This window comes from Maribacter vaceletii, assembly GCF_003634105.1.
In the GTDB taxonomy this organism is placed as follows: domain Bacteria; phylum Bacteroidota; class Bacteroidia; order Flavobacteriales; family Flavobacteriaceae; genus Maribacter_B; species Maribacter_B vaceletii.
In genome coordinates this window covers 1,395,732-1,413,661 of sequence record NZ_RBIQ01000007.1, presented here as the reverse complement: position 1 = coordinate 1,413,661, position 17,930 = coordinate 1,395,732, and the positions used below count along the sequence as shown (strand labels likewise).

20 protein-coding genes are annotated in these 17,930 nt (G+C 31.2%); 8 read left to right on the top strand and 12 right to left on the bottom strand.

Translation table 11 applies throughout. From position 1 onward, the window contains the following. Nucleotides 1-109 precede the first annotated feature (109 nt). Complete coding sequence (locus CLV91_RS05750; protein ID WP_121064848.1) at nt 110-352, top strand: hypothetical protein; 243 nt, start codon at nt 110-112, stop codon at nt 350-352. Between the two features lie 87 nt (nt 353-439). Here CLV91_RS05750 and greA read toward each other — a convergent pair whose 3' ends face one another. After that, nucleotides 440-916 carry a transcription elongation factor GreA gene (gene greA / locus CLV91_RS05745; RefSeq protein WP_121064847.1) on the bottom strand — a complete coding sequence of 159 codons (477 nt, stop codon included), beginning with the start codon at nt 914-916 and terminating at the stop codon, nt 440-442. Between the two features lie 131 nt (nt 917-1,047). Between greA and CLV91_RS05740 the strand changes: the two genes are divergently transcribed. Next, on the top strand, nt 1,048-1,485 hold the full coding sequence (locus CLV91_RS05740; protein ID WP_170146704.1) for a Rieske (2Fe-2S) protein: 438 nt from the start codon (nt 1,048-1,050) through the stop codon (nt 1,483-1,485). Here the strand turns inward: CLV91_RS05740 and CLV91_RS05735 are convergent. From CLV91_RS05735 to CLV91_RS05705, 8 genes are all read right to left on the bottom strand, one after another. After that, nucleotides 1,482-2,456 (bottom strand): Gfo/Idh/MocA family protein, encoded by a 975-nt coding sequence (locus CLV91_RS05735; RefSeq protein ID WP_121064845.1) that lies wholly within the window; start codon nt 2,454-2,456, stop codon nt 1,482-1,484. The two genes, CLV91_RS05740 and CLV91_RS05735, sit on opposite strands and share 4 nt — an antisense overlap. Before the next feature lie 95 nt (nt 2,457-2,551). Continuing rightward, on the bottom strand, nt 2,552-4,765 hold the full coding sequence (locus tag CLV91_RS05730) for a TonB-dependent receptor (RefSeq protein WP_121064843.1): 2,214 nt from the start codon (nt 4,763-4,765) through the stop codon (nt 2,552-2,554). 401 nt (nt 4,766-5,166) lie between these two features. After that, a complete protein-coding gene (locus CLV91_RS16805; RefSeq protein WP_170146703.1) occupies nt 5,167-5,343 on the bottom strand; it encodes a hypothetical protein in 177 nt (58 codons plus the stop codon). Between the two features lie 245 nt (nt 5,344-5,588). Beyond that, a complete protein-coding gene (locus CLV91_RS05725; protein ID WP_121064841.1) occupies nt 5,589-7,127 on the bottom strand; it encodes a DUF4301 family protein in 1,539 nt (512 codons plus the stop codon). After that, on the bottom strand, nt 7,124-7,687 hold the full coding sequence (locus CLV91_RS05720) for an AAA family ATPase (protein ID WP_121064839.1): 564 nt from the start codon (nt 7,685-7,687) through the stop codon (nt 7,124-7,126). Before CLV91_RS05720 ends, CLV91_RS05725 begins: the two co-directional genes overlap by 4 nt. Continuing rightward, nucleotides 7,648-8,280 (bottom strand): nicotinamide riboside transporter PnuC, encoded by a 633-nt coding sequence (pnuC, locus tag CLV91_RS05715; protein WP_121064837.1) that lies wholly within the window; start codon nt 8,278-8,280, stop codon nt 7,648-7,650. Before pnuC ends, CLV91_RS05720 begins: the two co-directional genes overlap by 40 nt. Then, on the bottom strand, nt 8,264-8,524 hold the full coding sequence (locus CLV91_RS05710; protein ID WP_121065769.1) for a hypothetical protein: 261 nt from the start codon (nt 8,522-8,524) through the stop codon (nt 8,264-8,266). Before CLV91_RS05710 ends, pnuC begins: the two co-directional genes overlap by 17 nt. A 17-nt stretch (nt 8,525-8,541) precedes the next feature. Then, nucleotides 8,542-9,174: a 4'-phosphopantetheinyl transferase family protein gene (locus tag CLV91_RS05705; protein ID WP_121064835.1), complete on the bottom strand. Its 633-nt coding sequence runs from the start codon at nt 9,172-9,174 to the stop codon at nt 8,542-8,544. A gap of 86 nt (nt 9,175-9,260) precedes the next feature. Between CLV91_RS05705 and ahcY the strand changes: the two genes are divergently transcribed. After that, the gene (ahcY, locus tag CLV91_RS05700) at nt 9,261-10,577 is read left to right on the top strand and encodes an adenosylhomocysteinase (RefSeq protein ID WP_121064833.1); all 1,317 of its coding nucleotides are present in this window, start codon (nt 9,261-9,263) and stop codon (nt 10,575-10,577) included. A 343-nt stretch (nt 10,578-10,920) separates the two neighbouring features. On the opposite strand, the gene rpmA is transcribed toward ahcY, so the two are convergent. The 3 genes from rpmA to CLV91_RS05685 all read right to left on the bottom strand — a co-directional run bounded on the left by rpmA (nt 10,921) and on the right by CLV91_RS05685 (nt 12,876). Next, nucleotides 10,921-11,181 (bottom strand): 50S ribosomal protein L27, encoded by a 261-nt coding sequence (gene rpmA, locus CLV91_RS05695; RefSeq protein ID WP_121064831.1) that lies wholly within the window; start codon nt 11,179-11,181, stop codon nt 10,921-10,923. 27 nt (nt 11,182-11,208) lie between these two features. Continuing rightward, nucleotides 11,209-11,874, bottom strand: a complete 666-nt coding sequence (gene rplU / locus CLV91_RS05690; RefSeq protein WP_121064829.1) for a 50S ribosomal protein L21 — start codon at nt 11,872-11,874, stop codon at nt 11,209-11,211. Between the two features lie 123 nt (nt 11,875-11,997). Beyond that, the gene (locus tag CLV91_RS05685) at nt 11,998-12,876 is read right to left on the bottom strand and encodes a DMT family transporter (protein ID WP_121064827.1); all 879 of its coding nucleotides are present in this window, start codon (nt 12,874-12,876) and stop codon (nt 11,998-12,000) included. A 166-nt stretch (nt 12,877-13,042) separates the two neighbouring features. On the opposite strand from CLV91_RS05685, the gene CLV91_RS05680 reads away from it, so the two are divergent. The 5 genes from CLV91_RS05680 (at nt 13,043) to CLV91_RS05660 (ending at nt 17,926) form a co-directional block, all read left to right on the top strand. Continuing rightward, nucleotides 13,043-13,369, top strand: coding sequence for a hypothetical protein (locus CLV91_RS05680; RefSeq protein WP_121064825.1), 327 nt, complete (start codon nt 13,043-13,045; stop codon nt 13,367-13,369). A 106-nt stretch (nt 13,370-13,475) separates the two neighbouring features. After that, complete coding sequence (locus CLV91_RS05675; RefSeq protein ID WP_121064823.1) at nt 13,476-15,809, top strand: TonB-dependent receptor; 2,334 nt, start codon at nt 13,476-13,478, stop codon at nt 15,807-15,809. A gap of 50 nt (nt 15,810-15,859) precedes the next feature. Beyond that, a complete protein-coding gene (locus CLV91_RS05670) occupies nt 15,860-17,104 on the top strand; it encodes a PepSY-associated TM helix domain-containing protein (RefSeq protein WP_121065766.1) in 1,245 nt (414 codons plus the stop codon). Nucleotides 17,105-17,151: 47 nt separating this feature from the next. Next, nucleotides 17,152-17,499: a heavy-metal-associated domain-containing protein gene (locus tag CLV91_RS05665; RefSeq protein WP_121064821.1), complete on the top strand. Its 348-nt coding sequence runs from the start codon at nt 17,152-17,154 to the stop codon at nt 17,497-17,499. Between the two features lie 4 nt (nt 17,500-17,503). Beyond that, on the top strand, nt 17,504-17,926 hold the full coding sequence (locus CLV91_RS05660) for a BAR domain-containing protein (RefSeq protein WP_121064819.1): 423 nt from the start codon (nt 17,504-17,506) through the stop codon (nt 17,924-17,926). Nucleotides 17,927-17,930: the final 4 nt, after the last annotated feature.

Sequence of the window (17,930 nt, the reverse complement as noted above, 5' to 3'; positions counted from 1 at the left end):
AATAAATAGTAGAAAGAAAAATATTTGAAATTTGTTTACAATTAATTTACATTAGAGAAACATTTTAGTAACTTTGTAGCTCACATATTCATTAACCTAAAAAAAGAAAATGTCGAAAAAAAGTAAAAAAAAGGCTAGTAAAAAAGTTGACAAAAAGAAACTTAAGAAAAAATTAGCTAAAAAAATTGCTGCTAAAAAAGCTGCAAAGAAAAAGAAAGCTAAAAAAGCCTTAAAAAAGAAACTTGCTAAGAAAGTAGCCGCTAAAAAGGCTGCAAAGAAAAAAGCAGTAGCAAAGAAAAAAGCGAAGAAAGCAAAATTAAAAGTGGTTAAAAAAATTAGAAAAGCTAGTTAATTTTATCCCTTTTTGTAATTATAAAAATTACATTGAAAACAAAAACCCGGAAAAGTCCGGGTTTTTTTATGTCTAAAATTAAATGTTTTAAGCTCTAGTAATTTCTAATATATCAAATTTTAAAGTGCCATTGGGAACTTTAATTTCCGCAACATCACCTACTTCTTTTCCTAACAAACCTTTACCAATAGGAGAACTAACTGATATTTTTCCTGTTTTTAAATCGGCTTCGCTTTCTGCTACAAGTGTGTATTTCATTTCCATGCCATTGGTTTGGTTCTTTAATTTTACAGTAGATAAAACTAAAACCTTAGAAGTGTCTAGCTGAGATTCATCAATTAACCTTGCATTTGCTACAATCGCTTCCATTTTAGAAATTTTCATTTCTAATAAACCTTGAGCCTCTTTTGCAGCATCATACTCCGCATTTTCAGATAAATCTCCTTTATCTCTTGCTTCTGCAATTGCTTGCGATGCTTTTGGTCTTTCTATATCTCTTAATTGGTTTAACTCGTCTTTTAAGTTTTTTAACCCTTCTGCTGTATAATAGGATACGTTACTCATTACTCTAAATTTAATAAATCAGAAAATCCTCTACTTATACCGCATTATAAGGGTTTTTTAGCGAGGATTTAACGCAAATATACATATTTTTTGTTCATTTTTGTAAAACATTTCTTAACCTTATCTTAAATATGAAATATATCTTTTCCTTTTTTTTAATCAGTATTTTATTTTCTTGTAGTTCTGATAGAGGTAATAGAAACCCTTATTTGCAAGAAATAGGATTTAGATTTGAAATTAATTTAAACTTACCAAAATATAGCCCTTTAACCAATGTGGGAAATGCCGTTTATGTAAATGCAAACGGGGTTGGAACAAAAGGAGCTTTTGTCATTAATTCTGGCTTTAACCAATATTTAGCTTTTGAAGCTAGTTGCCCAAACCATGCCCCTAATGAATGTTCTACTATGACCTTAAATGGGCAAGAAGTTACTTGTTCTTGTGAAGAGTTTACCTATAATTTATTTACCGGACAATTATCTAACACTCCTAAAGATGGAGGGCGTTATTATGATATGCTAAATTATAATGCAACTGGAAGTGGCAATATTGTAAGTATATCTAACTAAATATTTCCTAAAATTTTATCCATAACCCAACTACAATGTAAGCCAGAATTCCCCAAAGATGGATGCTTTTTATTTTCTAATAGATGTTTTTGAATGTTCTTTACATGAAATTCTTGCACATGTTTAGGGTTTTCAATAAATAATTTTACGATCTCTTGTGTTGTGGTTAATTGTATTTCTTCTTCTTTAAATACTGAAAAAATTATTTTCCCTTTACTTCCTATAATTTCAACTTTATCTTCTCTGGAAAAACTTCCAAAATTCCAGCTTCCTTCTCCCGTAACTCCACTTTCATGAACCCAAGAAGCTGTTATAGCGTCTTTTGCTGAATATAGTTTTTGCTGGTTTGTAGCAATCCCTTTTACTTCTTTAAATTCTCCTAATAAAAAAGAAAAAAGGTCTAATCCATGACTTGCTAAATCATCAAAATAACCACCGGGAGCAATAGCTGCATCTGTACGCCAATTGTAAACTCCACTTATATCTAAGTCTGACGGTGTTTTGCTTAAATACCATCGAATATGACGAATATCCCCAATTTTATTAGTCTCTAACCATTCTTTTACTTTTAAAAAACGAGGTAAAGACCTTCTATAATAGGCTATAAACAACGGAATTTCTTTTTCATTAAAAGCAGTATATAATTCTAAACTATCTGCATAACTAGGCGCCATTGGTTTTTCTACACAACAAGGCTTACCAGCTTCTGCGACTTTTAAAGCATAATATTTATGTGTGTCTGGTGGTGTGGCAATATAAACAGCATCTACCTCATCATCTAAAATTAAATCATCTGCATTGGTGTAGTACTTAGGAACATTATGCCTTTTTGCGTAATCTGCTGCTTTTTCTTTATCTCTTCGCATTACAGCTACAAGCTCAAAACCATTTGTGTTTTTATATGTTGGACCACTCTTTACCTCTGTTACTGCTCCACAACCAATAATTCCCCAACGAATTACTTTTTCCATGATTAAATTTGTTTAATAAGTACCTACTAACAAAAATAGAAAAGGGAATTCTCTTTTTGCAAAGAAAAATTCCCTTTTTAAATAAACACTTATGTTTAAAAGTTAATGGTAGCGCCTAATAAAAAATTAGTTCCTGCTTGTGGGTAGTAGCCAGCACCCTCTATAGTTGTTGTTGCTCCCGGGGTAGACCAGGTATCGTCATATGTGAAAAAATATCCGTTTGAAATATATTTTTCATTAAATATGTTATTTACCAAACCAGATAAAACAATACTCTTTATAAATGAATTTGTATTAATCTCATATTGTACATTAAAATCGAACTGTGAATAACTATCTAATTTAGAACCTTCTGCATCTATATTACCCATATATTGCTCCCCAACAAATTTACCTAACAAGGCTAATTGCAAATTATCTTTAGGCATGTAGGCAAAAGCACCACCTGCAACTATACTTGGAGAAAAAGATATTTCTGTATCCCCTAAATTTTGTACCACACCATCTCTTTGGAAAATAAAATCTTTATTTTTATTCTGACTTAATGTAATATTTGGCCTTATAGCAAAATATTCTCCAAAACTAATATTGGCATCTATCTCTAGGCCTAATCTATAACTATCTCCAACGTTTGCTCTTAAAGGCGCACCAACATCATTAAGCTCTCCTGTAAGTACTAACTGATCTTTATACTTCATGTAATATACATTGGTATTTAACTGTACACTTGAAGAAACATAACGCCATCCCAATTCTAAATCGCCAAGACGTTCTGGTTTTGGGTTTCCATTCTCATAATCATTTCTATTTGGTTCTCTATTTGCAATGGCATAAGAAAGATAAAAGTTATTATTCCTATTCAAATCAAAAGTTACCCCTGCCTTAGGATTAAAAAATGTAAATGTATCGTCTACTATTCCTGTATCTTCACCATTTGCAGTATACCCAACAGTACGTAATTGTAAATCCCCATATACACTCCATTGTTCATTTAGACTATAATTAGCTTTGGTATAAAAACTAAAGTCTGTTTTTACTGAATTATCATCATAATAGCGATCTCCATAGTTAATATTATTAGCAATTTCTGCCCATATAACTTCTCCATAATGACCGCCTTCATATTTGTTCCATGCGCCACCAATTATTAAATTAATTTTATCATTAATATAATTTGCGGAGAATGTTGTTCCATAAAAATGGTTATCTAACCAACGTCTACGAATAATGTCTGTTTCACTTACCTCTTCTCCATTAATTGTTATTGGAGTAATTCCGTACGTAGCAAAATCTTCATCTACTTTGTATTGCTCAAAATATCCTCTTCCTCTTGTATAATGAAATGCTAAATTGGAACTCCAATTCTTGTTTAAATTTTGATTCCAAAGTAATTGTGCATGATTTTGCTTGTAATTATCTACTTCATTTTCATAGGTATAATAATTATATCTACGGTCAGAGTTTCTTAAATTTTCTGCTTCAGCATCAGAAAGAAAATTTTCTGCAATAAAATCTTCTACTCCAGTAGCGTCATTATTAATTCTTGCTAAAGGAGTACCATACCAAGCCTGATAAGTAACTTCATGCCCACCAAAAATTAAAGCTTTTAATAGGGTTTTATCACTCTTATAAGTTCCCTGTAAAAAATAAGAATCTAAATCTGATGAAGCTCTATCTATATAACCATCCGAAGAAATTCTTGATAAGCGTCCAGCAATTTCCACATGATCATTTAATAATCCTGTACTAAATTTTACCGAATTTTTTAACGTATTAAAACTACCTATAGAGGATGATAATTGTGCAAAAGCTTCTTCTGAAAATCCATCTGTAAGGAAATTTAAACTTGCTCCAAAAGCTCCTGCTCCATTGGTAGATGTACCAACACCACGTTGTAATTGTAAGCTTTGTGTAGAAGATGAAAAATCTGGCATATTTACCCAAAAAGTACCTTGAGATTCAGGGTCATTATAAGGTATCCCATTTATAGTAACATTTACTCTGGTAGCATCACTACCACGTACTCTAATACCTGTATAACCAATACCAGCTCCTGCATCTGATGTTGTTACTACAGATGGTAAAAAATTCATTAAAATGGGAATGTCTTGTCCTAAATTTCTAGGCGCAATTTCTTCTTTAGTTAAATTAGAAAAAGTTACTGGAGATTCTTTTGTTACTCTTATTGCTGATACAAAGACCTCATCTAGGACTACTTTTTTACCTTCTAGAGTATCTATTTGTTGCCCTTGAGCAAAAATGCTCCCTGTTAAGATAAAAACTGCAATTGTTATGAAAATAGATTTCATTCGTACTACTTTAGTTACGAATAAAAGGGGCAATTATTCTAATTGTTATTTTGATTTTTGACTTATTATTAGTCTTCTGAAAAAAAATTCAACGTATCCCTTAACAGCATTACCCGCCCAGGTTCATTGGGTATAATCTCAGCCTACTTTTGTAAGCACCCCTTTGAGATGCAGCAAATGTAATACTGCTTTTTATTTTATCATAATAAAAAGTTAAAAAAAGGAGCAAACAAAAAAGGAGCTGCCGAAGCAACCCCTAACAACCAACCAAAAATAAGTATAACTTTTATATGCAACTAACTCAAAAACCCTTTACTAATTAAATAACTTTTACTTAAGAAGAAATACGACTTTAAAAAAGGGGAACTTTGCTTAAAAATTAAATTTAATTGATCATATCCTTATAGCTCATGGTTAGTGTTTCTAAAAAGGACTCTTTGTATATCTTTATTGTTCTCCACAACAACTTTTTTTATATTTTTTTTATTATTCTCTACAGAATGCAATTCTGTACTAGCAAACAACCAAACTAGAATAGTAATTATTCCTAAAATTATAGATGTCATAAAATGTTTCATTTTTATTTATTTTATTTATTACCCTTAATCTTTTTCCCAACAAATTGCTGCAATTACACAAAGAGAAACGATAAAAGTTACACATCCAACTATTGCAAAAACTGTAGAAATCATTTTTTTTGTATTTAAAAAAGGTTATTGTTATTTGCCTTACATATAGTAAGACACAGGTGTTTTTAAAAAGTCACATTTTTGCACAAAAAAAAAGCTGCAAATGCAGCTTTTTCTTTTTTAAGTAGTAATTTCTATACCTGATGCGATGGTTTTAAAAGATCATTTACCGTTTTTACAGGGTTAAAGGTTTCTAGTGGAACCTCAACAAATATAGTATTCCAGAATGCCATTGCCCCATTCCACAAGCCAGGCAGCTCTAATGCTTTTAATTCTCTACCTTCTTTTGTTTTTCCTGTAATAAAGCCTTGCTTAATATCTACAAAATTTAATAAATTATATTTTTCACCTTTATAATTTTTAACTCCGCACACTAAATCTACTGGATTAAAGTGTGTTGCATTCTTTACTATTGCTGCTTGGCTTTCTATAGACATATCTATTTGTGCAGATTCTATTATTTGCAAAGATGTTCTTCCTGAAGAATCCTTAACCCAGAATGGTCCTCCTCCAGGTTCCCCTTCATTTTTTACCATTCCGCAAACACGTATAGGTCTATTTAATTTATCTTTTAAAACACTTATTTTTTCTTGAACAGTATAGGAATTAAAATTCTCTATAAATCTTACATTTAGCCTTTCTTCTAAAAATTTTTTAATTTTTTGTAATTCTTCCTCAGATGCAGTACTGTTTTCTAAAAATTCTATAAACTTAAATGCTTTTTGCTGTACTTGAAGTAAAACTCCAGCTAGTATCTTTTTACTGTTTGCAAGTGTTTCCATATTTTCAGGAACTACAACATTATCTATATTTTTTATGAAAATTACATCTGCATCTTGTTCATTTAAATTTTCTATTAAAGCTCCGTGCCCTCCAGGTCTAAATAATATAGACCCATCAGAATTTCTAAATGGCTTATTATCCATATCTACTGCAATAGTATCTGTAGCACTTTTTTGGAAAGAATATGATATATTATATTCCATACCTGTTTTCTTAACTACCCTATCCTTTATAGCAGTATATTCCTTTAAAAACATTTCTTTATGTTGCTCAGAAATAGTAAAGTGTAGGTTTGCCTTTGCTCCAGATTTAGCATAAACTGCACTTTCTAATAAATGCTCTTCAAAAGGAGTAGCGGTATATTTTATATAATCATGAAATGGAAGAAGTCCTTTAGGAAAAAAACCATAGTTTAATCCTTCTTCAGAAAGTAATTGTTTTACAAATAAGAAAATTACTTCATTTTCATTTGATGTTTTACCAGCAATTAATTCTTTTACTTTATTATAAAACGGAAAAGCTTCAATCTTATTTACAAAAGCCTCCATACTTTTATCATTAGTTCTGGTTAGATATTCTTTAAAGGTTTCTTCTTTATAGTTATAAGAATCTAAAAAATTAAAAAGCGCTTTAAACATTCTTGATGCAGCACCAGATGCAGGAACAAATTTTAATATAGAAAGATTTTCTGGAAAAGAATTGTAGTATTTAATTAACGTTTTTTCATCATTGCTAGAGAATTTATAAATTCCTTCTCCAACAATAGCCGCTTTTTCTAAATTAACAAAAGGTATTCCTTCCGAAAAAGTTTCTATTTGGTTTCTAACTTTTTCTGCTGATATCCCTTTTTTTTCTAATTGAACTTTATCATTATCAGTTAGTTGCATCATTTTTTTAATAATTTATCTATGTGATTAATTGCGGTTGTAAGGCGTTCTTTTTTATCCCCTTTTAAGGTAATAAAATTCTTGTTATATTTTTCTAGAGTTTCTTTAAAATATAAAAACATTTTTTTTCTTTCATTTGGTTTATCTCTAAGGTCATCTTTTTCCCAAGGAATATCTATATATGTTAATAAATATAAATCATATGAATTTTCAAGAGCGTATTTCTCCAAAATTGTGTCACAGTGCCCTATATAATATGCCTCGGAATACACTTTTGTCTCTAATAAGTCTGTATCACAAATTAAAACTTTAGTTGCTTTTTTTGTTAGGCTATTTTCTAATTTCATTTGCCCTTCTGCAATAGGAAGTAAATCTGAAGGTTCGCAAGTTTTTCCTTCATTATTCCATTTGTCCTGCAAATACTCTCTAGCGTATTCTGACACCCATACCGTATTATAATGTATAGCTAATTGTTCTGATAGTGTTGTTTTCCCTGTTGATTCTGGTCCAAACAAAACTACTTTTATAATATCTGAAGGTTCTTGTCTATACTTTTCTTCCATGCTTTATATCCATAAACAGCAATTATAGTAAATAATAAATATTGTATTGCAGTAAAAACTAATCCTTTATATAAATACAATGGTACTGAAATAACATCTCCAATGATCCAAAAAACCCAATTAGCTAATTTTTTCTTAGCCATTAACCACATTCCTACAAAAAATATTGCTGTAGTAAAACTATCTACATATGCCGTCCAACTATCAAATTTATTAAATACAAAATACACTAAACTTACAAATAAGATTGTACCAATAAACATAATTATGCTGTACTTCTTATCTAAGTTTGTCATTTTAGTTATAGGTGTATACGTATCCTTATCTATTTTTCTTGTCCAAAAATACCAACCATAAATACTCATTATAAAATAAAAAGCATTAATTAGCATATCTCCTAAAAGACCAAAAACTAGTAAAATATATACAAAAATGGCAGTACTTATAATCCCTGTTGGAAAAACTAATATATTTTCTTTTTTAGAATACCATACACTTAAAAATCCGAAAAAAACACCAACAAATTCTAATACTATTAAATAGGTTGGGGTACCTTGGTATTGGGCAAAAATCCAATCAAAAATGAGGTTCATATTCACTACGGTCTGTTTTCACTATTTTCATAAACAATAACCCTTTGTCCATCATTTCAAATGCCTCTTTTATATCTACAAAAAGAACTTTCATTACTTTATCGTAATCTCCATATACTTGTGTACTCAAAGGGTTTTCTAATACAGTTAAACCGGAACTTCTTATTTTTTTAATAAAATTAATTATGTGTTTTTCAAAATCGTCCTGTAAGGGTGAAAAAGTTAATTCAATAGATATATTCATAACTGTATTTAAAAAAATTATTCTTTTATAGCATAAACGCAAGTAAAATTTTCAAACTCTAAGAAGTTTATTTTATAATAGGTATGTTGCCTATTATAAATAATTTCGCCTGTAGTTTTTCCATCTGTCATATCAAAATCATTTACAATAATATCTTTTAAAAAACTAAGCCCTTCTTGTTCATAAATTTTATACAAAGATTCTTTACAACCCCAAACAATAGTAAGTTTTCTAATTAATGCCGATGTATTTGCTATAGTTCTATATTCCTTTATTGGTGTAAATTTATGGGCTATTCTTAATATTTTTTCGCGTTGTTTTTCAATATCAATACCAACCGCAGTTTTCGTACTTATAATAATGCCCGTAAAATGGTTAGAATGCGTTATAGATATTTTTTTTCCATCCTTTAAATGAGGTTTTCCAATTTCATCGTAATACATATCCGCATCTTCATAACCAGCCAGGGCCATTAAATGTCTTATACTCAAAAAACCTTTTCTATGCAATTCAGACTTCATTCTAACAAGTCTATCCGAACTATATTTAGATAGATTAATATTTTTAGAAAGCTCTTCCTCCGTTTCGTTAATTTTCCAAATATATACTATAGTAGATGTATTTATCTCTAATGTCTTATAAAGTGGCATCCTTTTATTTAAGTTATTTGTACATTTGCGCTTGGCAAAAAGGTCTATTATTAAGCCTAATAACGAAAGTAAAAATAAAAAACAATATGAGCACCAAAACTACTTCTTATGTGCCTTATAAGGTAAAAGATATTTCCCTAGCTGATTGGGGTAGAAAAGAAATTAATCTTGCAGAAGCAGAAATGCCTGGTTTAATGGCTCTTCGTGAGGAATACAAGGACAAACAACCTTTAAAAGGAGCAAGAATTGCTGGTTGCTTACATATGACCATACAAACTGCAGTACTTATTGAAACTTTAGTTGCTTTAGGAGCAGATGTAACTTGGAGTTCTTGTAATATTTTTTCTACTCAAGATCAAGCGGCAGCGGCAATAGCAGCAGCTGGTATTCCAGTATATGCTTGGAAAGGTATGACTGAAGAAGAGTTTGAATGGTGTATAGAACAAACTTTATTTTTTGGAGAGGATAAAAAACCTTTAAATCTTATTTTAGATGATGGTGGTGATTTAACTAATATGGTTTTAGACCAATTTCCAGAACTTGCTGCTGGGATTAATGGTTTAAGCGAAGAAACCACTACTGGTGTTCACCGTTTATATGAAAGAATGAAAAATGGCACATTACCTATGCCAGCTATTAACATTAACGATTCTGTTACCAAATCTAAATTCGACAATAAATATGGTTGCCGTGAAAGTGCTGTAGATGCCATAAGACGTGCTACAGACCTTATGCTTGCAGGTAAACGCGTAGTTGTTTGTGGCTATGGAGATGTTGGTAAAGGTTCTGCTGCTTCATTCAAAGGAGCTGGAGCAATTGTAACAGTAACAGAAATTGACCCAATATGTGCTTTACAAGCCGCAATGGATGGTTTTGAAGTAAAACGATTAGAAACTGTTGTTGGTAACGCTGATATTATTATTACTACTACCGGAAATAAAGACATAGTTCAAGGGAAGCATTTTGAAGCCATGAAAGATAAAACTGTAGTTTGTAATATTGGTCATTTTGATAATGAGATTGATATGGCTTGGTTAAATAAAAACTACGGAAATACCAAAGTAGAAATTAAACCTCAAGTGGATAAATATACTATCGCCGGTAATGATATTATTTTACTTGCTGAAGGTAGATTAGTAAACCTTGGTTGCGCTACAGGACACCCTAGTTTTGTAATGAGCAACTCATTTACAAACCAAACCTTAGCACAATTGGAGCTTTGGACAAACAGAGATGCTTATAAAAATGAAGTTTATATGCTTCCAAAGCATTTAGATGAAAAAGTAGCCAAACTACATTTGGCAAAAATTGGTGTTGAGCTTACGGAACTTAGAGAAGACCAAGCAGAATATATTGGTGTTACTGTAAAAGGCCCTTTTAAGCCAGAATATTACAGATACTAAAGCATGTAAATTTTATGACACAAAAGCCCTTACCATTTTGGTAGGGGCTTTTTCTTTGCATATATTTCTCTAACAATTTTAGAAATATAAACCAATAGGTTAAGCAATGACAGAATAAAATTTAAGGTGAAAGTTTACTCGATAATCGAGATATAAATGCTCCGAGGCTTGCCTCGAAATAAAAATTAGTTTCCAAAGAAATGCCTCTTGGGCTTACCCCGAGGTAGCTTACTCTACTTCATTTACGTAATAGATCAAGCTTTTATATTATAAATTAAATTTAAAAACAAAAAAATCCTCAACAATAAAATTGAAGAGGATTTTAAAAATATTATTAGGTTTTTTAAGCCTCAAAAGGCTCAATAGAAACATATGATTTTCCACCTACTTTTTTCTGAAACTTTACAATACCATCTACACGAGCGTGTAATGTATGGTCTTTACCTAAGTAAACATTTTCACCTGGGTTATGTACTGTTCCTCTTTGTCTTACGATAATGTTTCCGGCAATTGCTGCTTGCCCGCCAAAAATCTTTACACCTAAACGTTTCGATTCTGACTCTCTACCGTTTTTAGAACTACCTACACCTTTTTTATGTGCCATTTTGTTACGGTTTTATATTGTTTATACTTATGCTGGTTTCCCACCATCTAATTCGTCTTGCCATTTTTTCAACTCGTCCCATTTGCCGTCAGCTGCTAATTTAGCTTGAGCTGGCCAAGTATCTGTTACGTGATTTCCACGAACATCTGCAATAACTTCAGAAATTTTCTCTGCTTTTGTTTTTGCTAAATCAGCAAAAGTTGCAATTCCTGCAGCGATTAAAGTTTCGGCTATTTTTGGACCAATACCTTCAATCTTTTTTAAATCATCCGCTTTTCCTGCTGCTTTTTTAGGAGCTGCTTTCTTTGCTTCTACTTTTGGAGCTGCCTCTTTTTTAGGAGCTGCCTTTTTTGGTTCTGCTGCTTTTGCCTTTTTAGCACCTTTAGCAACAATACTCTCAATTACAATCTCAGTTAAAGACTGGCGGTGACCATTCTTTTTTCTGTAACCTTTACGTCTTTTCTTATGAAAAACGATTACTTTATCACCTCTAAGGTGCTTAATGACTTTAGCCTCAACAGCGGCTCCGTCTATAGCTGGGGCGCCAATAGTTACGTTCTTACCGTCATCTAAAAGAAGTACATTGTCAAAAGTTACCTTTTTTCCTTCTTCCGTTTGTAAACGGTGAACATACACTTTTTGGTCTTTTGCAACTTTAAATTGCTGCCCTGCCATCTCTACAATTGCGTACATAGCGTGTATTAATTTAATATTAAAACCTATTTATTTTTTAAATAGGCGGGTGCAAATATACTGCTAAATATATAATTTACAAGGTTTTTAGCGCTTTTTTACATTAAATTTAGCTAGTTCTTTTTAAGCTTTCTTCTTTTTATTAACTAACCATACTCCAAAAAGAATTATTAACCCTCCCAGTATTTGATATAAATTTATTTTTTCCCCATCTAAAACTCCCCAAACAATAGCTACTAGTGGAATAATATAAGTTACTGAGGCAGCAAAAACTGGGCTAGAAATGTGTATTAATTTATTAAAAAATATATTAGCCACCGCCGTTCCCAATACACCCAAAACAAATGTATACCCTAGTGCTTTTTGAACCTCAACTTGGTTAAAATTAATCTGAAAAATACCCGCATAAAATAGCATTATAAGAGCTGGTGTAATTACCACTCCAAAACTAGCCGTAGTAACTTGTAATGGTGTTAAGTGTGCTAAATGCTTTTTTATAATATTAATATTAAAAGCATACCCTAGTGCAGATAAAAACACAAAAATAGAATACCAATAATTTTGATTAGGGCTAAACTCCATACCAATAGCTATTAAAGCTATTGTTCCTAAAAGACCAATAAACACACCTAAAATTTGTCTTTTATTCATAGCTAAACCAAATAACCAAACCCCTACCAAAGTAGTTGCTAATGGTACTATAGAATTCAGAATAGATGTTATTCCACTATCAATTTCTGTTTGCGCTATAGCAAAAAAGAAAGGCGGAAAAAAAGAACTTAAAAACCCAGCTATAGAAATCCATTTCCAATCTCTAAAACTTAAGTTTTTTAAACTTTTTATTCCAAATATAAATAAAAATAGAGAGGCAAAAATAATTCGTAACCCACCTACTTGAAGAGAACTAAACCCTACTAAACTCTTTTTTATCAAAATAAAAGAAGAACCCCATATAAAGGATAATAATGCCAGATAAATCCATTTCTTTTTAATAATATTCACTCAAAAATATTTCTTACAAATTTGGCTCATTTTTTAATATTACTTACTCTAAAAACCTATTTTTTTTATCGATAATTGTGTCCTACTTTTACAAAACTTAAATTCTTAAGATTTAATATTGAAACTTTATTTTTCGTATTTTCTTGTATTACTTTATTTACTTGCTATGACAAGGCCTATCCTGCCTTTATTAGAATATATTTCTAATAAAGATTATATAGCAGAGGTTCTTTGCATCAATAAAGAAAGAACAGAACTTAATTGCCAAGGAAAATGTTATTTAATGCAGCAATTAAAAGCGCAGGAAGAAAACAAAAAAACTAATATCCCAAAAGTATCTTTAGAAGAATACCCAATAGGTTTTGTTTATTTAATAAAACTTGATTTGCTATACAAAAAGAACTTATTTTCAAACATCCAAAAAAAATATACGAAAGATTACCACTTTCTCTTCCATAAAGACACACTAAAACCTCCTATTTATTTAAGCTAATATATCCCAACCATCAATAATTACATTTAAGGTTTTACATTTTTATTATCAAAATAATTTTTAAGAAAAAGAAAAAGCTTTTACTTAAACTATAACATTATTATAAATGAAAAAAATTAGCATACTGTTGTTTGCATTAGCAATCAGCACAATTACATTTGCTCAAAACACATATAAAGGAAAAGTATTAGGAGAAAATAACGAAGCTCTACACGGAGCAACAATAATTTCGGAAACAAAAAAAGGAACTACAACAAATAAAAAAGGAGAGTTTTCTATTTTATTAAAAACGAATTCTAAGGTTACTGTTAGTTATATTGGGTACTCAGATGCAACTACAACTCTAAATTCTGAATTCAATACCATACAATTACAAATAGCAGAAGAATCTCTAGAAGAGGTTGTTATATCCGCAAGTAGAGAACAACAAAAACGAAAAGAAGTTCCAGCAGCCATATCTGTAATTAGTGCTCAAAATATTAAAGAAACCAAACCATTTGGCATTGAGCAAATTGTTAATCAGGTACCTGGCGTTTTTATGGCTACCTCTAAGGCTTCTAGTAATGAAGTTCACTTTATGTCCGTACGTTCTCCTATATCTACTAAGTCATTATTCTTATATGTAGAAGATGGTTTACCTATTAGACCAACAGCAGTGTTTAATCATAACGCCCTATTAGAAATGAATAACACTTCTTTTGAAAGGGTTGAAGTTTTAAAAGGACCAGCATCAAGTATATACGGAAGCGAATCTATTGGCGGTAGTTTTAACTTCTTAACCAAAAACCCTAAATCTGGATTACATGGCTGTATTGGCTTCCAAGCCAATGATATGGGTGTTAAAAAATACGAAGCAGAAATAGCTAACCATAACTCCAAAAATTTTGGCTTCTATCTTGGAACACACTATATATTTAGGGAAAATGGCCCAATTGAACATAGTGACTATGAAAAATTTGCTGTTACTTTTAAAACTATTAATGATTTTTCTGAATCTCTAAAATGGACTAATGCTATAACTCTTGTTGATTTTAGAACAGATATGACAGGTTCATTAAGTGAATCTGACTATCTAGGTGGTAATTATGAAAGTGATCAAACTTTTACAGAAAGAGTAGCTCTAGCTTTTAGATACAGAAGCACTTTAGATAAGTATTGGAATGATAACAACAAAACATCATTCAACTTTATTTACAGGGACAATAGAATGGACCAAATACCGTCTTATAGAGTTCGTCAGTTTAGGAATAATGGGCAGTTAACTGGGCAAGGTTCTGGAGAAACTAACTCCAATCAATTTGTTAGCTATGTTGGTTTAGTACAACATAAAGTCGATTTTAATTTTCTTAATTCTTCATTAATTGTGGGAGGATTTGCAGATTTATCTCCTCAAGACTATGTAGCCGAAAACATAAGTATTACGGTTGACCCTACTACCGGACAAAACCTTAGTTACTCCAAAAATTCTAATGATTATATTTTAAACTACGAGGCAGATATTTTAAACTATGCAGGTTATTTTCAATTTGAAATTTCACCTATCCAAGCTTTAAAAATTACTGCTGCCCTACGTTATGATAAATTTGTTTATGATTATGATAACCGTATAGACGGGCAAGCTGGAGCTCAGGATACAAAATCGGAATACAATAACATTTCCCCTAAATTAGGTGCAAACTTTAACTTTTCTAACACTGGGGGTATTTACGCAAACTATTCTAATGGATTTACTCCGCCCCAAACATCTGATTTATACAGAAACAGCCTTGTAGATATTGGAGGAGAAATTTTTGATTTAAAACCAAGTGACTATAACAACTATGAAATTGGTGGTTATTTTAAAAACAAAAAATGGAAGTTAGATGCTGCTTTGTATTTATTAGAAGGGAAAAATACATTGATAACACTTAGGGACCCCAACGACCTTTTCTACAATGCAAATGCAGGAAAAACACGTTCTACAGGAATAGAATATGGAATAACATTTTATGCCACAAAAGAAATTGCATTAAGCCATAATGGTAGTTATGCCAATCATAAATACATTAGCTTTTTTGAAAGGGGAACAGATTATTCTAACACTCCAATGGAGACTGCTCCAAAACTATTAGGCATGTCTACAATAACCTACAAACCCTCCTACTTTAAAAACTTTAAAATAGCTGCCGAACATGAATTAGTTGGCAAATACAATACTAGTTTTAAAGGTCAAATTGATAATCAAGACGGAACTTTTAGTACTGCTACCTATGATGGCCACAACATCATAAACCTAAAAGCAACGTATAACTACAAAAACTTTGAAATCTGGGCGCATGCACTAAACATCTTTGATGATTTATATTCCGTTAGAGCTTCTTACAATAGATTTAGAAGTGAGAACAGTTATATCATTGGAAACCCAAGAGCTTTCCATGGCGGAATAAAATACTCTTTTTAATTTATCTATTGGATGCTGATTTTAACAACCCATTTTTTAAAATTAAAGAAATGAAAAAAAATGATTTATTAAATAAATGGCTTTGGAAGTGGCATGTAATTGCAGGATTAATTTCTGCTCCTTTTGTAACCCTTTTAGCTATAACAGGTTTCTTGTATTTACTAAAAGCAGATTATGAAACTCCAAAACAAAAACATATTACAGAAGTACAAATACAAGGCACTCCAATATCTTTTGAAAAACAATTAGAAATTGCAAATAAAAACGCAATTAAAAAGCCTAACGCAATGGTAATCCCAACTCAGGAAAACCAAGCAACCGAATTTGTTTCTGGTAAATTTGGAGGAAAAAAATCGCTTTATATAAATCCATACAACGCTACTGTTTCTGGGGAAATTATACCCGCAACTACTTTAATGTTTAAAATAAGAAAACTACATGGAGAACTTCTATTAGGTACATGGGGCACTAAAATTGTAGAACTTATTGCCAGTTGGATGGTTGTTCTAATTATTAGTGGTCTTTATGTTTGGTGGCCTTCTAGACGTTGGAGCTTAAAAGGTTTTTTTATTCCTAGAATTAACCAAGGGAAGCAAATTCTCTTTAGAGATTTACATGTAATTTTTAGCTTCTGGATATCTGGGCTTTTACTACTTACTTTAGCTGGTGGTTTTCCATGGACTGATGTTTTTGGTGCTAATTTTAAATGGATGCAAAAAGTAACTAATACTGGGTATCCTGCAACATGGCAAGGTCATCATTTTAGATCCAACATTACTGGAGAAACACTTAGCCTAGATACTATGGTGAATAAAGCAAAAGCACTACAATTAAAAGGTAAAGTATCTATTGAACTACCAAAAGGGCCAAATGGAACATATACTGTTTCTAATGAGTTTTATTCTAATTTATCTGCGCAGAAAAAAATCTATTTTGACCAGTATAGCGGTACTATTATACACCAAGCTAATTGGGAAGATGTTGGTATTTTAATGCGAGGAAGAATGTGGGTTATGGCTTTTCATCAAGGACAATTTGGTGCTTGGAACTGGTGGTTAATGATATTTACTGCATTTGCTTTATGTACAGCAAGTATTTCGGCAATTATTTCCTATATAAAACGTAAAAGAAAAGGCAGTTGGAGTATTCCTAAAGTACCTAAAAAGTTTAATATTGGTTATGGAATTATCGGGGTTATAGTACTTCTTGCTGCTCTCTTTCCTTTATTTGGAATCAGTTTAATCTTTATTTTTATTCTAGAAAAATTTAGAAAAAGGAAGGTAACTACAAATTAGCTACCTACAACACATAGGTTAGTTTGTATCTTTATAAAAAAATTGAAATGAAAATAAAAGCACTTACGTTACTTCTTTTCATTGCATTTATTAGTTGCAATAGCTCAAAAAAGTCGATTTCTAGTTCCGATAAAACAATAGTCGCCACTACAAATAATACCGCTATTATTCTAATTGAAGGAATGGCGTGCCAAGAAGGCTGTGCAAATAAAATACAAACTAACCTATTACAAATTGATGGTATAGAAGAAGCTACTATTAGCTATGAAAAAGCTAAAGGAGAGGTGGTTTTTAATCCCAATAAGGTATCCTCAGAAACAATTTTAAAAACCATAACTAATACTAAGGTTAAAGACTATGTGTACACCATTAAAAATGTTGAAATAAAAAAGTAAGACCATGAAAAAACATCTTTTATTATTAACCGCTATTATCACCTTAACGTATACTTCTTGTAAAGAAGAAAAAAAAGCCCCTACAGGCCCTACACAAATGCAGCAAGTAATGGCCATTCATGATGAAGTAATGCCAAAAATGGGAGAGATAGGGAAATTAGTTAGTACTTTAAAGCCTTTGATAGACTCTACTGAAAGTGGAATGAAGTATGAAAAAGCGATGAAGGATTTACAAAATGCAAACAAATCTATGATGGATTGGATGCAAGGTTTTGGTTCTAAATTTGATTCTGATGAGATTCTTAATGGAAAAGAATTAAGTGCCGAAAAACAAAATTTATTAAATGAAGAAGAAGAGAGCGTTAAAGAAGTTGCAAATTTAATAAATACTAGTATTGCTAATGCAGAGACCTTGCTTAAAAAATAAGAGC

Coding starts and splice junctions, on each gene's coding strand:
- CLV91_RS05750 (WP_121064848.1), top strand. CDS start 110: ATGTCGAAAAAAAGTAAAAAAAAGGCTAGTAAAAAAGTTGACAAAAAG.
- greA (WP_121064847.1), bottom strand. CDS start 916: ATGAGTAACGTATCCTATTATACAGCAGAAGGGTTAAAAAACTTAAAA.
- CLV91_RS05740 (WP_170146704.1), top strand. CDS start 1,048: ATGAAATATATCTTTTCCTTTTTTTTAATCAGTATTTTATTTTCTTGT.
- CLV91_RS05735 (WP_121064845.1), bottom strand. CDS start 2,456: ATGGAAAAAGTAATTCGTTGGGGAATTATTGGTTGTGGAGCAGTAACA.
- CLV91_RS05730 (WP_121064843.1), bottom strand. CDS start 4,765: ATGAAATCTATTTTCATAACAATTGCAGTTTTTATCTTAACAGGGAGC.
- CLV91_RS16805 (WP_170146703.1), bottom strand. CDS start 5,343: ATGAAACATTTTATGACATCTATAATTTTAGGAATAATTACTATTCTA.
- CLV91_RS05725 (WP_121064841.1), bottom strand. CDS start 7,127: ATGATGCAACTAACTGATAATGATAAAGTTCAATTAGAAAAAAAAGGG.
- CLV91_RS05720 (WP_121064839.1), bottom strand. CDS start 7,687: ATGGAAGAAAAGTATAGACAAGAACCTTCAGATATTATAAAAGTAGTT.
- pnuC (WP_121064837.1), bottom strand. CDS start 8,280: ATGAACCTCATTTTTGATTGGATTTTTGCCCAATACCAAGGTACCCCA.
- CLV91_RS05710 (WP_121065769.1), bottom strand. CDS start 8,524: ATGAATATATCTATTGAATTAACTTTTTCACCCTTACAGGACGATTTT.
- CLV91_RS05705 (WP_121064835.1), bottom strand. CDS start 9,174: ATGCCACTTTATAAGACATTAGAGATAAATACATCTACTATAGTATAT.
- ahcY (WP_121064833.1), top strand. CDS start 9,261: ATGAGCACCAAAACTACTTCTTATGTGCCTTATAAGGTAAAAGATATT.
- rpmA (WP_121064831.1), bottom strand. CDS start 11,181: ATGGCACATAAAAAAGGTGTAGGTAGTTCTAAAAACGGTAGAGAGTCA.
- rplU (WP_121064829.1), bottom strand. CDS start 11,874: ATGTACGCAATTGTAGAGATGGCAGGGCAGCAATTTAAAGTTGCAAAA.
- CLV91_RS05680 (WP_121064825.1), top strand. CDS start 13,043: ATGACAAGGCCTATCCTGCCTTTATTAGAATATATTTCTAATAAAGAT.
- CLV91_RS05675 (WP_121064823.1), top strand. CDS start 13,476: ATGAAAAAAATTAGCATACTGTTGTTTGCATTAGCAATCAGCACAATT.
- CLV91_RS05670 (WP_121065766.1), top strand. CDS start 15,860: ATGAAAAAAAATGATTTATTAAATAAATGGCTTTGGAAGTGGCATGTA.
- CLV91_RS05665 (WP_121064821.1), top strand. CDS start 17,152: ATGAAAATAAAAGCACTTACGTTACTTCTTTTCATTGCATTTATTAGT.
- CLV91_RS05660 (WP_121064819.1), top strand. CDS start 17,504: ATGAAAAAACATCTTTTATTATTAACCGCTATTATCACCTTAACGTAT.